Source organism: Salmonella sp. SJTUF15570 (genome assembly GCF_043357055.1).
GTDB lineage: Bacteria > Pseudomonadota > Gammaproteobacteria > Enterobacterales > Enterobacteriaceae > Salmonella > Salmonella enterica.
Genome location: NZ_JBEUKJ010000005.1, coordinates 251,472 through 268,451, shown reverse-complemented (window position 1 = coordinate 268,451; position 16,980 = coordinate 251,472). Strand labels below are relative to the sequence as shown.

Genomic DNA, 16,980 nt, shown 5'->3' with positions numbered 1-16,980 from the left:
ATCATCATAGCCTGTGCGTTGCCGAATGACGACGCCCAGGCGTTTTTCTTTGCCCGGTAAGCGTACCCCCGGGCAAAGAGAATTAGCGGCGGGTACGAACAATCTGGTAGCGACGGGTGAAATACTCAAACGGCGCGCTCCAGACATGAACCAGACGGGTGAACGGGAAGAGCAGGAAAATAGTCATTCCCAGCACCAGATGAACGCGGAAAACAAACGCCACACCGCTCAGCATTTCCGAAGACCCGCCGCGGAAGGTGACAATACTTTGCGCCCAGCCCACCAACTTCATCATTTCGCTGCCATCCGGATATTGCGCCGAAAACGGAATGGTGCTCAGGCCAAGCAGGCACTGAATCAGCAAAATGCTCATGATGATAATATCAGGTGTAGTGGATGTCGCCCGCACACGCTGATTGGTCAGACGACGCCACAGTAATCCCGCGCCGCCGATCAACGTTAATACGCCGCACACGCCGCCGAGGATCATCGCCATCTGCTGTTTTACCGCAATCGGCAGGAACCAGGCATACATCCAGTGTGGCGTCAGCATTCCAAACAGATGGCCAAAAAAGATCCCCAGAATGCCAATATGGAACAGATTCGACCATATCACCATCCCGCGCTTATCCAGCATCTGGCTGGACGACGCGCGCCAGGTATATTGTCCATAGTCATAGCGCAGCCAACTGCCAAGGAAGAATACCGTGGCGCAAATATAGGGGTAGATGTCGTAAAAAAAGACGTTCAGGTACTGTATCATTTCGGGCCTCCCGCGCTGACGTCGACGTACTGCGGCGCCGCGTCCTGGCTAAAGCGTCGTTGATAATGGTGTAACGGTGAACTGTCACAGGTCGTGGCGTTATCTTCGATAAACTTCACCTGCTCTTCTTCCCAGACGGCGTCCAGTGCCTGACGGGTATCATCCCGCGATTCCTGAACAATCTGTTTGGTGACACTGTCACTTGTAAGCGTACTGCCCGCCAGCGTCAGCAGGGCGTCAAACAGTTGATACCACGGCGCTCCTCGCTGTTTCAGACGACCGCCCAGTAGCGCCAGAATAGGGGCAATATTCTGTAATCCCTCGCGCGCTTCCGCTTCCGGCAACACGCTTAAGTACTCCAGATAGAGCGGTAGGTGATCCGGCAGTTCGCGGCAGTTGAGCTGCAGGCCCACGGTTTCATACTGGCTTAACAAATCGACCATCGCCTGGCCGCGATCGCGGGACTCCGCATGAACATGCTCGAATAACAGCAATGAAGTGGCGCGCCCGCGGTCAAACACTTCGCACCATTCTGCTTGTTTATCCAGTAACGGCGCATAAAGCAGCTCGCGAGTGAAGTCGGCCAGCATTGGCGCATCGTGTTGGATAAGGGCAAGTGCTTCATCCCGACATTCCCACAACTCGTCGTCCGGATACTCCATCAACAGGCCAATCGCTTTGAGGATTTGCATTATTCCCCCTCCGCTTTATCACGTACTTCGGTGATATTGATGGCATCAATACGGCTACTGTTGAACAGGTTGAATTTGGTATCCGAGCCGTGACAACCGTCGCCAAAAGTAAAGCCGCAGCCGTTGCGCTCCGGAAAGGCGTCGCGCGCCATTTCCCGGTGGCTGGTGGGAATGACAAAACGATCTTCATAATTGGCAATCGCCAGGTAGCGATACATCTCTTCAACCTGTTGTACGCTCAGACCCACTTCGTCAATCGCGCGGGTATCCGTCACGCCTTCAACCGTCTGCGAGCGCATGTAGTGGCGCATCGCCATCATCCGCTTTAGAGCCCGAATGACCGGGCCGGTATCGCCCGCGCTGAGCATATTGGCCAGGTACTGGACCGGAATACGCAGCGTCTCCACCGCCGGCAGAATATTGCCATTGTGCGGCAACCCGCCCGCGTCAGCGTATGACTGGATGGGCGATAGCGGCGGTACGTACCAGACCATCGGCAGGGTACGGTATTCCGGGTGCAGCGGAAGCGCCAGCTTCCAGTCCATCGCCATTTTGTACACCGGCGACCGTTGGGCAGCGTCGATGACGTTTTGCGGGATGCCCTGTTTAAGCGCCTCTTCGATGACCGCCGGATCGTGCGGATTGAGAAACACATCGCACTGACGTTCATACAAATCTGTCTCGTGTTCGGTACTGGCCGCTTCTTCAATCCTGTCGGCGTCGTAGAGCAGAACGCCAAGATAACGGATGCGCCCGACGCAGGTTTCCGAACAAACGGTCGGCTGGCCGGATTCAATACGCGGATAGCAAAATATGCACTTCTCAGACTTGCCGCTCTTCCAGTTAAAGTAGATTTTTTTGTACGGGCAGCCGCTGATACACAAACGCCAGCCCCGGCATTTATCCTGGTCGATTAGCACGATGCCGTCTTCTTCACGCTTATAAATAGCGCCACTTGGGCAGGTGGCGACACAACTGGGGTTCAGGCAGTGTTCGCACAGGCGCGGCAGGTACATCATGAAGGTGTTTTCGAACTGACCGTACATCTCTTTTTGTATGTTGTCGAAGTTGCGGTCGCGGGCGCGTTTTTCAAACTCGCCGCCGAGCAGCTCTTCCCAGTTTGGCCCCCAGATCACCTTGTCCATCCGTTTTCCGTCAATCAGTGAACGAGGACGGGCAGTGGGCTGATGCTTACTCTCCGGCGCATTATGTAAATGCTGATAATCGAAGGTAAAGGGTTCATAGTAATCATCGATTTGCGGAATCACCGGGTTGGCGAAAATTTTGCTAATTACCCCCATTTTGCCGCCCAGACGGGGCCTTATCTTGCCATTAACATCACGAACCCAACCGCCTTGCCACTCCTGCTGGTCTTCCCAGTTTTTGGGATAGCCGATACCCGGTTTAGTTTCGACGTTATTGAACCATGCGTATTCCATCCCTTCACGTCCGGTCCAGACGTTTTTACAGGTGACGGAGCAGGTGTGACAGCCAATACATTTATCGAGATTCAGTACCATCCCAACCTGTGAGCGTATTTTCATTTTTTCGCCTCCTGTACCTGATCCCGGCCCTCATCATCCAGCCAGTTAATGTTTTTCATCTTCCTGATCATGATGAATTCATCGCGATTCGAACCCACGGTTCCGTAATAGTTGAAGCCGTAAGCCAGTTGCGCATAGCCGCCGATCATATGCGTCGGTTTTGGACAGACCCGGGTCACGGAGTTATGGATCCCGCCGCGCATCCCGGTCACTTCCGAGCCCGGAATATTCATAATTCGCTCCTGGGCGTGGTACATCATGGTCATACCCGGCGGAACGCGCTGGCTGACCACCGCACGAGCGGTAAGGGCGCCATTAGCGTTGAAGGCTTCAATCCAGTCGTTATCTTCAATACCCAATTCACGGGCATCGGCTTCGCTGATCCAGACAATCGGCCCGCCGCGCGACAAGGTCAGCATCAGCAGGTTTTCGCTGTAGGTGGAGTGAATTCCCCATTTCTGGTGCGGCGTCAGGAAGTTAAGCGCTTTTTCCGGGAAACCGTTGGGCGGAATTTCTCGCATTTCGCTGACGCTGCGGGTATCAATCGGCGGACGATATGCCACCAGGCTTTCGCCAAAAGCGCGCATCCACGCATGATCCTGATAGAGTTGTTGCCGCCCCGACAACGTGCGCCACGGGATCAGTTCATGTACGTTGGTATAGCCGGCGTTATAAGAGACATGCTCGCTTTCCAGTCCTGACCAGGTCGGGCTGGAGATAATTTTGCGCGGTTGCGCCTGGATATCACGAAAGCGAATTTTCTCATCTTCTTTATTGATGGCCAGATGGGTGTGCTCGCGCCCGGTCATCTCGCCCAACGCCTGCCAGGCTTTCACCGCCACCTGGCCGTTAGTTTCCGGCGCTAAGGCAAGAATCACTTCCGAGGCATCCAGCGCAGTGTCGATGCGCGGACGTCCTTTCGCCGGGCCATCGTGTTTGGTGTAATTGAGCTTACCGAGGAAATCGACTTCATCTTGCGTATTCCAGGCAATACCCTTACCGCCGTTGCCTAATTTATCCAGCAGGGGACCCAGCGAGGTAAAACGTTCATAGGTGGCCGGATAATCGCGTTCAACCACGACGATATTGGGGGCGGTTTTGCCCGGAATAAGTTCGCACTCGCCTTTACGCCATTCGAGAATATCAAATGGCTGCGCCAGTTCCGCCGGGGAATCATGCTGGAGCGGGTGTAACACCACATCGGTTTCCTGTCCGAGATGTCCGACACACACCTCAGAAAAGGCGCTAGCGATGCCTTTGTAGATCTCCCAGTCGCTTTTGGATTCCCAGGCAGGATCGACCGCGGCGGAAAGGGGGTGGATAAACGGATGCATATCCGAGGTATTCATATCGTCTTTTTCATACCAGGTGGCGGTCGGCAAGACGATATCGGAAAACAGACAGGTACTGGACATACGGAAATCAAGCGTGACCAACAGATCGAGCTTGCCCTCAATCGCGGCGGACTGCCATTCCACCTCTTCAGGCTTAATTCCTTCGCTGGAACCCAGCGCTTCGCCCTAGATACCGCTGTCGGTGCCCAGCAGATATTTGAGCATGTACTCATGACCTTTCCCGGAGGAGCCGAGCAGGTTAGAGCGCCAGACAAATAAATTTCGCGGGTGATTATGACCACTGTCAGGCTGTTCGCAGGCAAAACGGATAGCGCCTGATTTCAACGCCTGCACGGTATAATCCGCCGCAGACAGCCCGGCTTTATCGGCGCTCGCTTTCACGCTGAGCGGGTTAAGATTAAGCTGCGGCGCCGAGGGTAGCCAGCCCATACGTTCCGCGCGCACGTTGAAATCGATCAGGTGTCCGGAAAATTTAGCCGGATCGGCCAGCGGCGACAGCAACTCTTGCGCAGTCAGTTTTTCATAGCGCCACTGGCTGGCATGGTTGTAGAAAAACGAGGTACTGTTCATCTGACGCGGCGGGCGATTCCAGTCCAGCGCGAAGGCCAGCGGCAGCCAGCCGGTTTGCGGCCGCAGCTTCTCCTGGCCGACATAGTGCGCCCAGCCGCCGCCGGTTTGTCCAACACAGCCGCAGAACACCAGCATGTTAATCATCCCACGGTAATTCATATCCATGTGATACCAGTGATTCACTCCCGCGCCGAGGATGATCATCGAGCGACCGTGAGTTTTATGGGCGGTCTCGGCAAATTCACGCGCAATAGTTTCGATATGTCGACGCGGCACGCCGGTAATCTGTTCGCCCCAGGCCGGCGTGTAGGCTTTTACGTCGTTATAATTATTGGCGCTATGGCAGTCATCCAGACCACGATCCAGCCCATAATTCGCCAGCACCAGATCGTAAACGCTGACGACCATCCGCTCGCTACCGTCCGCCAGAGTCAGGCGTTTCACCGGTAACTGACGTACCAGCACCGGTTCCTGCCGCACGCTGCGGAAATGTGGGTTTTCGTTGCCGCCAAAATAGGGGAAAGCGACACCCGCCACGTCATCATGCTGACCGAGTAAAGAGAGCGACAGTTCAGTTTCGACGCCCGCCGCCACCGGTTCCAGGTTCCATTTTCCCTTTTCGCCCCAGCGAAAACCGATAGAACCATTGGGCGCGACCAGTTCGCCCGTACTGTTGAGCGCGACGGTTTTCCATTCCGGATTATTGGCTTCTCCCAGTCCATCCACCAGATCCGACGCGCGCATCATACGCCCCGGTACATAACTGCCGTCTGCGCGCTCATCCAACAGGACCAGCATTGGCATATCGGTATAACGGCGGCAATAGTTAAGAAAATAGTCGCTGGGATTATCGAGATGAAACTCTTTTAAAATAACGTGACCCATGGCCATCGCCAGCGCGCTGTCGGTACCTTGCTTTGGCGCCAGCCACTGATCGCACAGTTTAGCGACTTCGGAATAGTCCGGGGTGATGGCGATCGTCTTAGTGCCTTTGTAGCGCACTTCGGTAAAGAAGTGGGCGTCCGGGGTACGCGTCTGCGGCACGTTAGAGCCCCAGGCAATAATGTAGGCTGAGTTATACCAGTCGGCGGACTCCGGCACGTCAGTCTGCTCGCCCCAGGTCATTGGCGACGCGGGCGGAAGATCGCAATACCAGTCATAGAAGCTCAGGCATGTACCGCCAAGCAATGACAGATAACGTGTTCCGGCGGCGTAAGAAACCATCGACATCGCCGGAATAGGTGAAAACCCCGCCACACGATCCGGACCATAGGTTTTGATTGTCCAGACGTTAGCGGCGGCAATGAGCTGATTCAGCTCTTTCCAGTTCGAACGAATAAAGCCGCCATGTCCGCGCACCTGTTTGTAACTTTGGCATTTTTGCGGGTCGTTCATTATAGATTCCCATGCCAGTACCGGATCGCTGTGCCGGGAAAGAGCCTCGCGCCACAGTTCTATCAGCCGCTTACGCACCAGAGGGTATTTCAGACGATTGGCGCTATAGAGATACCAGGAGTAGCTGGCGCCGCGCGGGCAGCCGCGCGGTTCATGGTTCGGTAAATCGGGACGCGTGCGCGGGTAGTCGGTTTGCTGGGTTTCCCACGTCACCAGACCGTTTTTGACATAAATTTTCCAGCTACAGGAGCCCGTGCAGTTGACGCCGTGGGTTGAGCGCACGATCTTATCAAACTGCCAGCGCTGGCGATAACTGTCTTCCCAGTCGCGGTTGGTATGCATCACCTGACCATGGCCGTCGGCAAAGGTATCGCCTTTTTGTTTAAAGTAACGAAAGCGATCCAACAGTTTACTCATGACATTTCTCCTGCTTCGATAAATTTTCCGCCACCCTGTCGATTTGGCGTTAAACCATTGCCGGATGGCCGTCCTACAGGTGCGTATGTTGTTATTGTTGTTTAGGCTTACGACGCCCGTAGACCAGCCAGGTCAGCAGGACGCAAGCGAGGTAAAACAGCAAAAAGATTTTCATGGCGCCCACCGGCGAGCCGGTCAAGGCCAAAGAGGTGCCAAACGCTTTTGGAATAAAGAAGCCGCCCACAGCGCCAATAGCGGAGATAAAACCGAGCGCGGCGGCGGTATCCGTCACCGCTTCGCGCTGCGCCTGCTCATCGCTCCCGCCGCGCAGTTTGACGTTGTAGAGCGTGATCTGACGGAAGATCACCGCAATCATCTGGAAGGTAGAACCGCTGCCGAGACCCGCTGTCAAAAACAGGCCCATAAAAACAAGATAGAACGCGCTAAAGCTGCCTGCGCCGGAGCCTGGCAGCGTGAGGAATAGCAGGGCGGTAAACAGCGCCATAAAGATAAAATTAATGAGCGTGACGCGAACGCCGCCGAATTTATCGGAGATCACGCCGCCTGCCGATCGCGCCAGCGCGCCGATAAAGGGGCCAAAGAACGCCAGTTGCAGAATGTTTACGTCGGGAAATTGCGTTTTGGCGAGCATGGCGAAACCTGCGGAAAAGCCGATGAATGACCCGAATGTCGCCAGGTACAACAGGCTAAGCAGCCACAGGTGCAGACGTTTTAGCACCGGCAATTGCGAGACGACAGACGCTTTTGAACTGCCGATATCGTTCATACCAAACCAGGCGGCAAGCGTCGCGACAGCCAGTAACGGCACCCAGATCCAGGCGGCGTTAGTGAGAGCGAGCAGGGAGCCATCAGGTTGCGGCACGCCCCGGACGCCTAAAAAAGTAAATATCGGCAGAAAAATAACCAGCGGCGCAATCAACTGCATCACACTGACGCCAAGATTTCCCAGTCCGCCGTTAATACCCAACGCGCTACCTTGTCTGGCTTTTGGAAAGAAAAAACTGATGTTGCCCATACTGGACGCGAAGTTTGCCCCCGCAAAACCGCACAACAGAGCGATGAGCATAAATACCCCGAAAGGGGTGGCAGGATTTTGCACGGCGAATCCCAGCCAGGCGCAGGGAATAATCAATATTACGGTACTTAATACGGTCCATTTACGGCCACCAAACAGTGGTACCATAAAGGAGTAGGGAACGCGTAATATTGCGCCGGAAAGAGAAGGTAATGCGGTTAATAAAAAGAGTTGGTCGGTGGTAAAATTAAATCCAATTTTATTGAGGTTGACGGCAACAGCGCTAAACAACATCCAGACGCAAAATGCCAGGAGCAAACAACTTACTGAAATCCATAAGTTTCTTCTGGCGATGCCTTTCCCTTTATTCTCCCAGAAGGCTGGATTTTCGGGTCGCCAGTCACTCAAGAGATAACGGTTATAATTCTCGTTTTGTCGTGTCATTTTACCCCTCACATGCGCATATCATTTGAAAAAAACACAAAAAAGAGACAGAGCGTCACGCGCTCTTTTGAGAACTTATTGAAGTTTTTTTAGAATATTGAGTGAAAGAATAGATAAAAAACCAGGCCAGCGCGGCGCGAAGAGGAGATATGATGTTTCTTAATTGTTACTATTTGTAAACTAAAAGTGATTTTTATTAAATTATTTGTAACTTTACGCAAAGAGTTCAAGCGTAATCATCCGATCCAGATGGTATTTAAACGCGGGATCGGCCATTTCCGGAATACCCAGCACATACATACCGTCCAGCCCGCACACCAGTGCGATAAGCCGCCAGGCGATATCCGTGGCGTTAGCAGCAAACGTAAATTCTCCTGCCTGTTTGCCCTGCTCGATAATTGTGACCGTTTCCTCATGCCACATCTGCATCGTGAGGAGATAAGCATCTCTGATGTGCGGATCCCGATCGGCCAGAATTTGCGCCTCTCGCCACAATTTTATGTAAGGCTCAAAGCCGCCGTCTTCGCTACCCAACATAGCGTGAAGCCGTGCACGCCAGGTGGCAGGCGGCGGAACTTGCCCGGCATCAAGCAGGGTACGGATCAAATGGACAAAGGCCAGCGCTTTGAGCTCGCCCGCCGAGCTGAAGTGGTGATGCACCTGGCCGGCGGCGACATCGGCTTCTGATGCGATTCGTCGCACCGTCATGGCGGCAAACCCCTCTGCCAGCGCCACGCGCATCGCCGCTTGCAGGATCACTTCGCGGCGTTCATCCCGGTTAAGGTAACTCATATTTTCCCCACATTAGCCAATACGCGCAGTGTAACAAAAAGCTGGACATTCGTTCAACTTACCGTAGGATCCTGAAACTGGACAGGCGTCCAAATTTGAGTTTTTGAAGGGAGAGTTATGTTTCGTCAGTGGTTAACGTTAGTCATTATTGTGCTGGTCTATATTCCTGTCGCCATTGATGCCACGGTCTTGCATGTCGCCGCGCCGACACTGAGTATGACACTGGGGGCCAGCGGCAACGAGCTGCTGTGGATCATTGATATTTATTCTTTGGTCATGGCTGGCATGGTGTTGCCGATGGGCGCGCTTGGCGATCGTATCGGTTTTAAACGCCTGCTGATGCTGGGCGGGACGCTCTTTGGCCTGGCATCATTGGCGGCGGCGTTTTCGCATACCGCCAGTTGGCTTATCGCCACCAGGGTATTACTGGCTATTGGCGCGGCGATGATTGTACCGGCGACGCTGGCCGGGATACGCGCCACCTTTTGTGAAGAGAAGCATCGCAACATGGCGCTGGGCGTCTGGGCAGCGGTAGGTTCGGGCGGAGCGGCGTTTGGGCCGCTCATCGGCGGCATATTATTAGAGCATTTTTACTGGGGATCGGTTTTCCTGATCAACGTGCCGATTGTGCTGGTCGTCATGGGCTTAACCGCCCGCTATGTTCCTCGCCAGGCGGGCCGTCGCGATCAACCGCTCAATCTTGGCCATGCGGTGATGCTGATTATTGCCATTTTGCTGTTGGTCTATAGCGCTAAAACCGCGCTGAAAGGGCATCTGTCGCTGTGGGTCATCTCGCTTACCCTGCTTACCGGCGCGCTGCTCCTGGGACTCTTTATCCGCACACAGCTTGCGACATCGCGTCCGATGATTGATATGCGACTATTTACCCATCGCATTATCCTGAGCGGCGTCGTGATGGCGATGACCGCGATGATCACTCTGGTGGGTTTTGAGCTGCTGATGGCGCAAGAGCTACAGTTTGTTCACGGGCTATCGCCTTATGAGGCCGGGGTATTTATGCTGCCGGTGATGGTCGCCAGTGGATTCAGCGGGCCGATTGCGGGCGTGCTGGTCTCGCGTCTGGGACTACGGCTGGTCGCGACGGGCGGCATGGCGTTAAGCGCGCTGAGTTTTTATGGCCTGGCGATGACGGATTTCAGCACCCAACAATGGCAGGCCTGGGGGCTGATGGCGCTGCTGGGATTTAGCGCCGCCAGCGCATTGCTGGCTTCCACGTCGGCAATTATGGCCGCTGCGCCGGCAGAAAAAGCGGCGGCGGCCGGCGCGATAGAAACGATGGCTTATGAACTGGGCGCGGGACTGGGCATTGCCATTTTCGGTCTGTTGTTAAGCCGTAGCTTCTCCGCGTCTATCCGTCTGCCTGCCGGGCTTGAGGCGCAAGAGATTGCCAGAGCGTCATCTTCAATGGGAGAAGCCGTGCAGTTGGCGAATAGCCTACCGCCCACGCAGGGGCAGGCAATACTGGACGCCGCCAGACATGCCTTTATCTGGTCGCATAGCGTGGCGTTAAGCAGCGCCGGGAGTATGCTTCTTTTGCTGGCGGTAGGGATGTGGTTCAGCCTGGCAAAAGCCCAACGCCGATAACATAACGCCTGATGAGATAAGCGCTTAATGCGCTAGCTGGCAGGGGGAGTCCATTTCCTCAACCTCTTTACCGCTGAGGCGTGCGTATTGCCCCGTCAGTCGCCAGAAGGCAGGCTGGGTTTCGGTATAGATTTCCGCAGCCAGAATCAGCCGACGGCGATCAACTTCGTTCAGTTCCAGTAAGGTCCAGGGAATAAAATAGCGATCGGTATCGGTAAGCCGAAACCACAGCGGACACCCGCAGCCGGAACAGAAGTAGCGTTCGCCGCGCGAAGAGGATGAAAAGTATGGCGGTTCCGGGGAAAGGGGGGCTAGCTGTGGTTGCCCGCAGGCTTCCAGATACATGGCTATTCCACCCGACCATTTTTGACACAGCGTACAATGGCAGGCATAGACATCCAGCATTTCGACGTCAACGGTAAAATGGCTCTGTCCGCAAAGACAACGACCAGTGAACGTCTGCACGGCATACTCCTTATGACCGAGTCTACATCAAGAGAAAAAGCCAGCCCTGAAAGGACTGGCTTTGTATTCAGACTACAACAAAATTAGAACTGGTAGTTCAGACCAACAGCAACGATGTTGTCAGTGCTGATCTGCGCAACATTTTTAGTGAAGTTGGTGTCATCCAGCAGGTTGATTTTGTAATCAACGAAGGTGGACATGTTTTTGTTGAAGTAGTAGGTAGCACCGACATCGATGTACTCAACCAGATCCTGGTCGCCGTAAGCACCCAGATCTTTACCTTTGGATTTCAGGTAAGCAATGGACGGACGCAGACCGAAGTCGAACTGGTACTGAGCAACAGCTTCAAAGTTCTGAGTTTTGTTAGCAATACCGTCGATTTTACCGAATGTGGTCATATTCAGCGTTTCGGAGTAGGTGGTCGCCAGATAGATATTGTTCGCATCATATTTCAGACCAGCAGCCCACACTTCCGCATTCTGGCCAGAAGCATACAGGCCATTGGTGCCGTTGCGCACCTGACGGTCAGTACGGTCAGACTTCGCATAGGCCGCACCCACGCCAAAACCTTCGTACTCATACGTTGCGGACAGACCGAAACCGTCGCCGTTTGCTTCTACTTCATTGTCACGATCGTTTTTGCCCTGATACTGCGCGGCAAAGTTCAGACCTTCAACCAGACCGAAGAAATCGGTGTTACGGTAGGTGGCAACGCCGGTAGCACGCTGGGTCATGAATACGTCAGTCTGGGTCCAGGTATCGCCACCGAACTCTGGCAGAACGTCGGTCCATGCGCCGATGTCGTAAGCAACGCCGTAGTTACGACCGTAGTCGAAAGAACCGTATTCAGCGAATTTCAGACCAGCGAATGCCAGACGGGTTTTGTCTTTGTCGGAACCTTCAGATTCAGTACGGTTGCCTTTGAATTCATATTCCCACTGGCCAAAACCAACCAGTTGGTCATTGATCTGCGTTTCGCCTTTAAAGCCCAGACGCGCGTAAGTTTTGTCACCATCACTTCCGTTATCATCAGAGAAATAATGCTGAGCGTGAACTTTACCGTACAGATCCAGTTTATTGCCGTCTTTGTTATATACCTCGGCTGCATTTACAACGCCTGCTGCCAACAGGGAAGTCACTGCCACTGCCACTAACTTAAGTTTCATTTTAATAATCCTTATAATTTTCTTAGCGTGTTTCCTCAACCATTGTTAAACGAGGCGTTTGTCAATGGCAGACTATTTTTAAATGACGGAGTGGCATAAGTTCAATAATAAGTTTCATAAGATTACAAATTATTTTAATTTGTGTGATCGAGATCTCCTTAATACATTTGAGAGTATTAATTCAAATAGGGACTGTCTAATAAGATATATTTTCGGAGGGGACTATTGGGCTGTTTATGGTTTTATTTTTGGTAGTAACTACTGATTATTATATGCACTAATAACAGTTGCGAGCTAACGTTAATTATATATTTGTTAATATAATTATATCATCACATTAACATATTTAACGATTTTATAAAATTCATTTTTACCAGCGCAATCCTGGTATGGCGCAGGAGGAGCACGTGAAAATGGAAAATCGTCAAATACACACAGGCGATAGATAAAAGCGTAGTTGTGTTATGAAGAGTGTCAAGGTGCAGCGGGTCGATTTAATATCAACATCGGCCCGCCCGTCGCTTAGCGCCGCCGCGTTGCCAGCCAACAAAGTAGTGAACCTACGCAAACCATGACTGCGCCTTGCCAGAAGGAGAATGACAGTGGTGAGCTGAGTAACAGCGCTGCCAGAGCAGAGGACATGACGGGGGTAAAATAAGACCCTACGGCCATGATAGTCACATTGCCATGAAGTATGCCCACATTCCATGCTGCGTAGGCAAACCCCAACGTTAATGCCGCGGTAAAAAGTTTAGCAATCACCGGTAGGCTAAATATCATGGCAGGTTGCGGCGTAAGAAAATAGTGGAACCACAGCGCCACGGCGGTGAGTAACACAAAGACGGTGATACCGTTAAAACCACGCGCATATTTATTTGTGACAGTGCAGTACGTCGCCCATATAAACGCCCCAAGAAATGCCAGGAAATAACTTAGCGGACTGGTGGCGACATTGTTGATAATTTCTCCGGCATTAAGACCATTCTCGCCCCCCAGAACCCAGCAAACGCCAGTAAGTGCAATAAGCAATCCAGGAACAATAAGCCAGTTAGTTTTTTGCCCGTTAAAAAGAATGGCGAACAGAATGGTCAGGCTGGGCCATAAATAGTTAACCATGCCGACTTCGATAGCCTGATGGCGAGTGGCGGCATAACCGAGAGAAAGCGCCAGGCATATTTCATAACTGACAAACAGTACGCTGCCTGCGATGAGGTATCGCCCCGGGAAACGGCGGATATCAGGTAATCCGACGGTAAAAATCAGCAGCAGGCCGCTTAATGAATAGATCATGGCTGCGCCGCCTACCGGTCCGAGACCTTCGCTGACGCCGCGAATTAACCCAACCATCGTGCTCCACAGAACGATGGCAACAAGCCCTATTAGCGTTGCTTTTTGTGATGTCATGCTTTGTGACTGTCCTGAATACCGCGCAAAATAAACTGCCACTTATAGCACTTTTTCCGAGGGCGATGCCATGCAGTGTCATTTTTTAGTACCTCCCTGGAGTTATTGCGGTTTAAAAATAGGGCTATTTAATAGCGGAACCGTTTCAATATTGATTTGACGCAAAAAAGTTATCGATTTTGCTGTTAGTTTCCTCGCGAAGTTATACACGCATCCTGGGCTGAGGTTTTGCTGCAGTTCGAAGGAGGCGTGCATCCGTGGAAAAAAGAGGAAAGCAATGGACGTCAGCCGCAGACAATTTTTTAAAATCTGCGCGGGCGGTATGGCGGGAACAACGGTGGCCGCACTGGGTTTTACCCCTAAAATGGCCCTGGCTCAGGCGCGAAACTATAAGCTGTTGCGCGCAAAAGAGATCCGTAACTCCTGCACATACTGTTCCGTAGGTTGCGGGCTATTAATGTATAGCCTGGGAGATGGGGCAAAAAACGCGAAAGAAGCGATTTACCATATTGAAGGCGACCCGGATCATCCGGTAAGCCGTGGCGCGCTGTGCCCGAAAGGGGCCGGTTTGCTGGACTATGTTCACAGTGAAGATCGCCTACGCTATCCGGAATACCGCGCGCCGGGTTCCGACAAGTGGCAGCGCATTAGCTGGGATGACGCTTTCACTCGTATTGCTAAATTAATGAAAGCCGACCGCGACGCCAACTTTATTGAAAAGAATGAGCAGGGCGTCACGGTTAACCGCTGGCTCTCTACCGGAATGCTGTGCGCCTCGGCGGCCAGCAATGAAACGGGTATGCTGACGCAGAAGTTTGCGCGTTCTCTCGGTATGCTGGCGGTAGATAACCAGGCGCGCGTTTGACACGGACCAACGGTAGCAAGTCTTGCTCCAACATTTGGTCGCGGTGCGATGACCAACCACTGGGTGGATATTAAAAACGCCAACGTCGTGATGGTGATGGGCGGCAATGCCGCAGAAGCGCATCCGGTGGGTTTCCGCTGGGCGATGGAAGCGAAAAACAATAACGATGCGACGCTGATTGTCGTTGATCCACGCTTTACGCGTACGGCGTCGGTGGCGGATATCTATGCGCCAATACGTTCCGGTACAGACATTACCTTTCTGTCCGGCGTTTTGCTGTACCTGATCGAAAATAACAAAATCAACGCTGAATACGTTAAGCATTACACCAACGCCAGCCTGCTGGTGCGGGATGATTTTGCCTTTGATGACGGTCTTTTCAGCGGCTATGACGCCCAAAAGCGTCAGTACGATAAATCCTCCTGGAACTACCAGTTCGATGAAAACGGCTATGCCAAACGTGATGAAACGTTGACGCACCCACGCTGTGTGTGGAATCTGCTGAAGCAGCACGTTTCGCGCTATACGCCGGACGTCGTGGAAAACATTTGCGGTACGCCGAAAGCAGACTTCCTGAAGGTGTGTGAGGTGTTGGCCTCTACCAGCGTTCCGGATCGCACTACCACCTTCCTGTATGCGCTGGGCTGGACGCAACATACCGTCGGGGCGCAGAACATCCGTACCATGGCGATGATCCAGTTGCTGCTCGGCAATATGGGGATGGCTGGCGGCGGTGTGAACGCTTTGCGCGGCCACTCTAATATTCAGGGTTTAACGGATTTAGGACTGCTCTCCACCAGCCTGCCGGGTTACCTGACGCTACCGTCAGAAAAACAGGCCGATCTGCAAACTTATCTGGCAGCGAATACCCCCAAAGCGACGCTGGCCGATCAGGTCAACTACTGGGGTAATTATCCTAAGTTCTTCGTCAGCCTGATGAAATCTTTCTATGGCGATGCGGCGCAGAAAGAGAATGACTGGGGCTTTGCCTGGCTGCCTAAGTGGGATCAGTCCTATGACGTGATCAAATATTTCAACATGATGGATAGCGGGAAAGTCACCGGCTATTTCTGTCAGGGCTTTAACCCGGTGGCGTCCTTCCCGGACAAAAACAAAGTGGTGCAAAGCTTAAGCAAACTGAAGTATCTGGTCGTTATCGATCCACTGGTGACTGAAACGTCAACGTTCTGGCAGAACCACGGCGAATCTAATGATGTTGATCCGACAACGATTCAGACCGAAGTCTTCCGTCTGCCGTCTACCTGTTTTGCGGAAGAGGATGGCTCTATCGCTAACTCCGGTCGCTGGTTACAGTGGCACTGGAAAGGTCAGGACGCGCCGGGCGAAGCGCGTAACGACGGCGAGATTCTGGCCGGTATTTACCATCGTCTGCGTGAAATGTATCGCGCAGAAGGCGGTAAAGGCGCCGAACCACTATTGAAGATGAGCTGGAACTACAAGCAGCCGGATGAACCGCATTCGGAAGAAGTGGCGAAAGAGAACAACGGCTATGCGCTGGAAGATCTCTATGACGCTAACGGTACACTGCTTGCCAGGAAAGGCCAGTTGTTGAGCAGTTTTGCATTACTGCGCGATGACGGTACGACATCCTCCTCCTGCTGGATTTATACCGGTAGCTGGACGGAGCAGGGCAACCAGATGTCCAGACGTGATAACGCCGACCCGTCAGGGCTTGGCAATACACTGGGTTGGGCGTGGGCGTGGCCGCTAAACCGTCGCGTATTGTATAACCGCGCTTCGGCGGACCCGCAGGGTAAACCGTGGGATCCAAAACGGATGCTGATCCAGTGGAACGGCGCGAAGTGGACAGGGAACGATATTCCGGACTTTAACAACGCGGCGCCGGGGAGCGGGACCAATCCGTTTATCATGCAGCCGGAAGGGCTGGGACGTCTGTTTGCTATTGATAAGATGGCGGAAGGACCGTTCCCTGAGCACTACGAGCCGATGGAAACGCCGCTGGGCACTAACCCGCTGCACCCGAATGTGGTCTCGAACCCGGCGGCGCGTCTGTATGAAGAAGATGCGCTGCGCATGGGTAAGAAGGAGCAGTTTCCGTACGTGGGCACGACTTACCGCCTCACAGAGCATTTCCATACCTGGACCAAACATGCGCTACTTAACGCTATCGCTCAGCCGGAACAGTTTGTGGAGATCAGTGAGACGCTGGCGGCAGCGAAAGGTATCGCTAACGGCGACTATGTGAAGGTGAGCAGTAAACGCGGGTTTATTCGCGCGGTCGCGGTGGTAACTCGTCGTCTTCGCACCCTGCATGTCAACGGTCAGCAGGTTGAAACGGTGGGGATCCCGATTCACTGGGGCTTTGAGGGTGTCGCGCGCAAAGGCTATATCGCCAATACTCTGACGCCAAATGTCGGTGATGCCAACTCGCAAACGCCGGAATACAAAGCGTTTTTAGTTAACATCGAGAAGGCGTAAGGGAGGC

At 53.2% G+C, this 16,980-nt stretch carries 10 protein-coding genes and 1 pseudogene; 2 read left to right on the top strand and 9 right to left on the bottom strand.

Features of this window, described 5'->3' with window-relative positions; genetic code table 11:
* Window positions 1–82 precede the first annotated feature (82 nt).
* From narI to ABVN44_RS12290, 6 genes and pseudogenes are all read right to left on the bottom strand, one after another.
* Window positions 83–763 carry a respiratory nitrate reductase subunit gamma gene (narI, locus tag ABVN44_RS12315; protein ID WP_000617106.1) on the bottom strand — a complete coding sequence of 227 codons (681 nt, stop codon included), beginning with the start codon at window positions 761–763 and terminating at the stop codon, window positions 83–85.
* Window positions 760–1,455, bottom strand: a complete 696-nt coding sequence (narW, locus tag ABVN44_RS12310; RefSeq protein ID WP_001166287.1) for a nitrate reductase molybdenum cofactor assembly chaperone — start codon at window positions 1,453–1,455, stop codon at window positions 760–762. Before narW ends, narI begins: the two co-directional genes overlap by 4 nt.
* Entirely contained in the window at window positions 1,455–2,999 is a 1,545-nt protein-coding gene (gene narH, locus ABVN44_RS12305) for a nitrate reductase subunit beta (protein ID WP_000702595.1), read from the bottom strand. Before narH ends, narW begins: the two co-directional genes overlap by 1 nt.
* A pseudogene (locus tag ABVN44_RS12300) lies at window positions 2,996–6,736 on the bottom strand (nitrate reductase subunit alpha). The gene narH and the pseudogene ABVN44_RS12300 overlap by 4 nt, the downstream one beginning before the upstream one ends.
* Before the next feature lie 91 nt (window positions 6,737–6,827).
* A complete protein-coding gene (locus ABVN44_RS12295; RefSeq protein WP_048348834.1) occupies window positions 6,828–8,216 on the bottom strand; it encodes a NarK family nitrate/nitrite MFS transporter in 1,389 nt (462 codons plus the stop codon).
* Between the two features lie 213 nt (window positions 8,217–8,429).
* Window positions 8,430–9,008: a TetR family transcriptional regulator gene (locus tag ABVN44_RS12290; RefSeq protein ID WP_023231475.1), complete on the bottom strand. Its 579-nt coding sequence runs from the start codon at window positions 9,006–9,008 to the stop codon at window positions 8,430–8,432.
* A gap of 117 nt (window positions 9,009–9,125) precedes the next feature.
* Between ABVN44_RS12290 and smvA the strand changes: the two genes are divergently transcribed.
* Window positions 9,126–10,613 carry a methyl viologen efflux MFS transporter SmvA gene (smvA, locus tag ABVN44_RS12285; RefSeq protein WP_000489736.1) on the top strand — a complete coding sequence of 496 codons (1,488 nt, stop codon included), beginning with the start codon at window positions 9,126–9,128 and terminating at the stop codon, window positions 10,611–10,613.
* A 24-nt stretch (window positions 10,614–10,637) separates the two neighbouring features.
* On the opposite strand, the gene ABVN44_RS12280 is transcribed toward smvA, so the two are convergent.
* The 3 genes from ABVN44_RS12280 to yddG form a co-directional block, all read right to left on the bottom strand.
* Complete coding sequence (locus tag ABVN44_RS12280; protein WP_014343841.1) at window positions 10,638–11,018, bottom strand: GFA family protein; 381 nt, start codon at window positions 11,016–11,018, stop codon at window positions 10,638–10,640.
* Between the two features lie 143 nt (window positions 11,019–11,161).
* Window positions 11,162–12,244, bottom strand: coding sequence for a porin OmpD (gene ompD, locus ABVN44_RS12275; RefSeq protein WP_000769043.1), 1,083 nt, complete (start codon window positions 12,242–12,244; stop codon window positions 11,162–11,164).
* 522 nt (window positions 12,245–12,766) lie between these two features.
* The gene (gene yddG, locus ABVN44_RS12270; RefSeq protein ID WP_001527674.1) at window positions 12,767–13,648 is read right to left on the bottom strand and encodes an aromatic amino acid efflux DMT transporter YddG; all 882 of its coding nucleotides are present in this window, start codon (window positions 13,646–13,648) and stop codon (window positions 12,767–12,769) included.
* Between the two features lie 277 nt (window positions 13,649–13,925).
* Between yddG and fdnG the strand changes: the two genes are divergently transcribed.
* A complete protein-coding gene (gene fdnG / locus ABVN44_RS12265; RefSeq protein WP_077684034.1) occupies window positions 13,926–16,973 on the top strand; it encodes a formate dehydrogenase-N subunit alpha in 3,048 nt (1,015 codons plus the stop codon).
* Window positions 16,974–16,980: the final 7 nt, after the last annotated feature.

Excerpts from the sequence above, each read along its gene's own strand:
- yddG (WP_001527674.1), bottom strand. The coding sequence starts at position 13,648 with ATGACATCACAAAAAGCAACGCTAATAGGGCTTGTTGCCATCGTTCTG.
- ompD (WP_000769043.1), bottom strand. The coding sequence starts at position 12,244 with ATGAAACTTAAGTTAGTGGCAGTGGCAGTGACTTCCCTGTTGGCAGCA.
- narH (WP_000702595.1), bottom strand. The coding sequence starts at position 2,999 with ATGAAAATACGCTCACAGGTTGGGATGGTACTGAATCTCGATAAATGT.
- narW (WP_001166287.1), bottom strand. The coding sequence starts at position 1,455 with ATGCAAATCCTCAAAGCGATTGGCCTGTTGATGGAGTATCCGGACGAC.
- ABVN44_RS12295 (WP_048348834.1), bottom strand. The coding sequence starts at position 8,216 with ATGACACGACAAAACGAGAATTATAACCGTTATCTCTTGAGTGACTGG.
- narI (WP_000617106.1), bottom strand. The coding sequence starts at position 763 with ATGATACAGTACCTGAACGTCTTTTTTTACGACATCTACCCCTATATT.
- ABVN44_RS12290 (WP_023231475.1), bottom strand. The coding sequence starts at position 9,008 with ATGAGTTACCTTAACCGGGATGAACGCCGCGAAGTGATCCTGCAAGCG.
- ABVN44_RS12280 (WP_014343841.1), bottom strand. The coding sequence starts at position 11,018 with ATGCTGGATGTCTATGCCTGCCATTGTACGCTGTGTCAAAAATGGTCG.
- smvA (WP_000489736.1), top strand. The coding sequence starts at position 9,126 with ATGTTTCGTCAGTGGTTAACGTTAGTCATTATTGTGCTGGTCTATATT.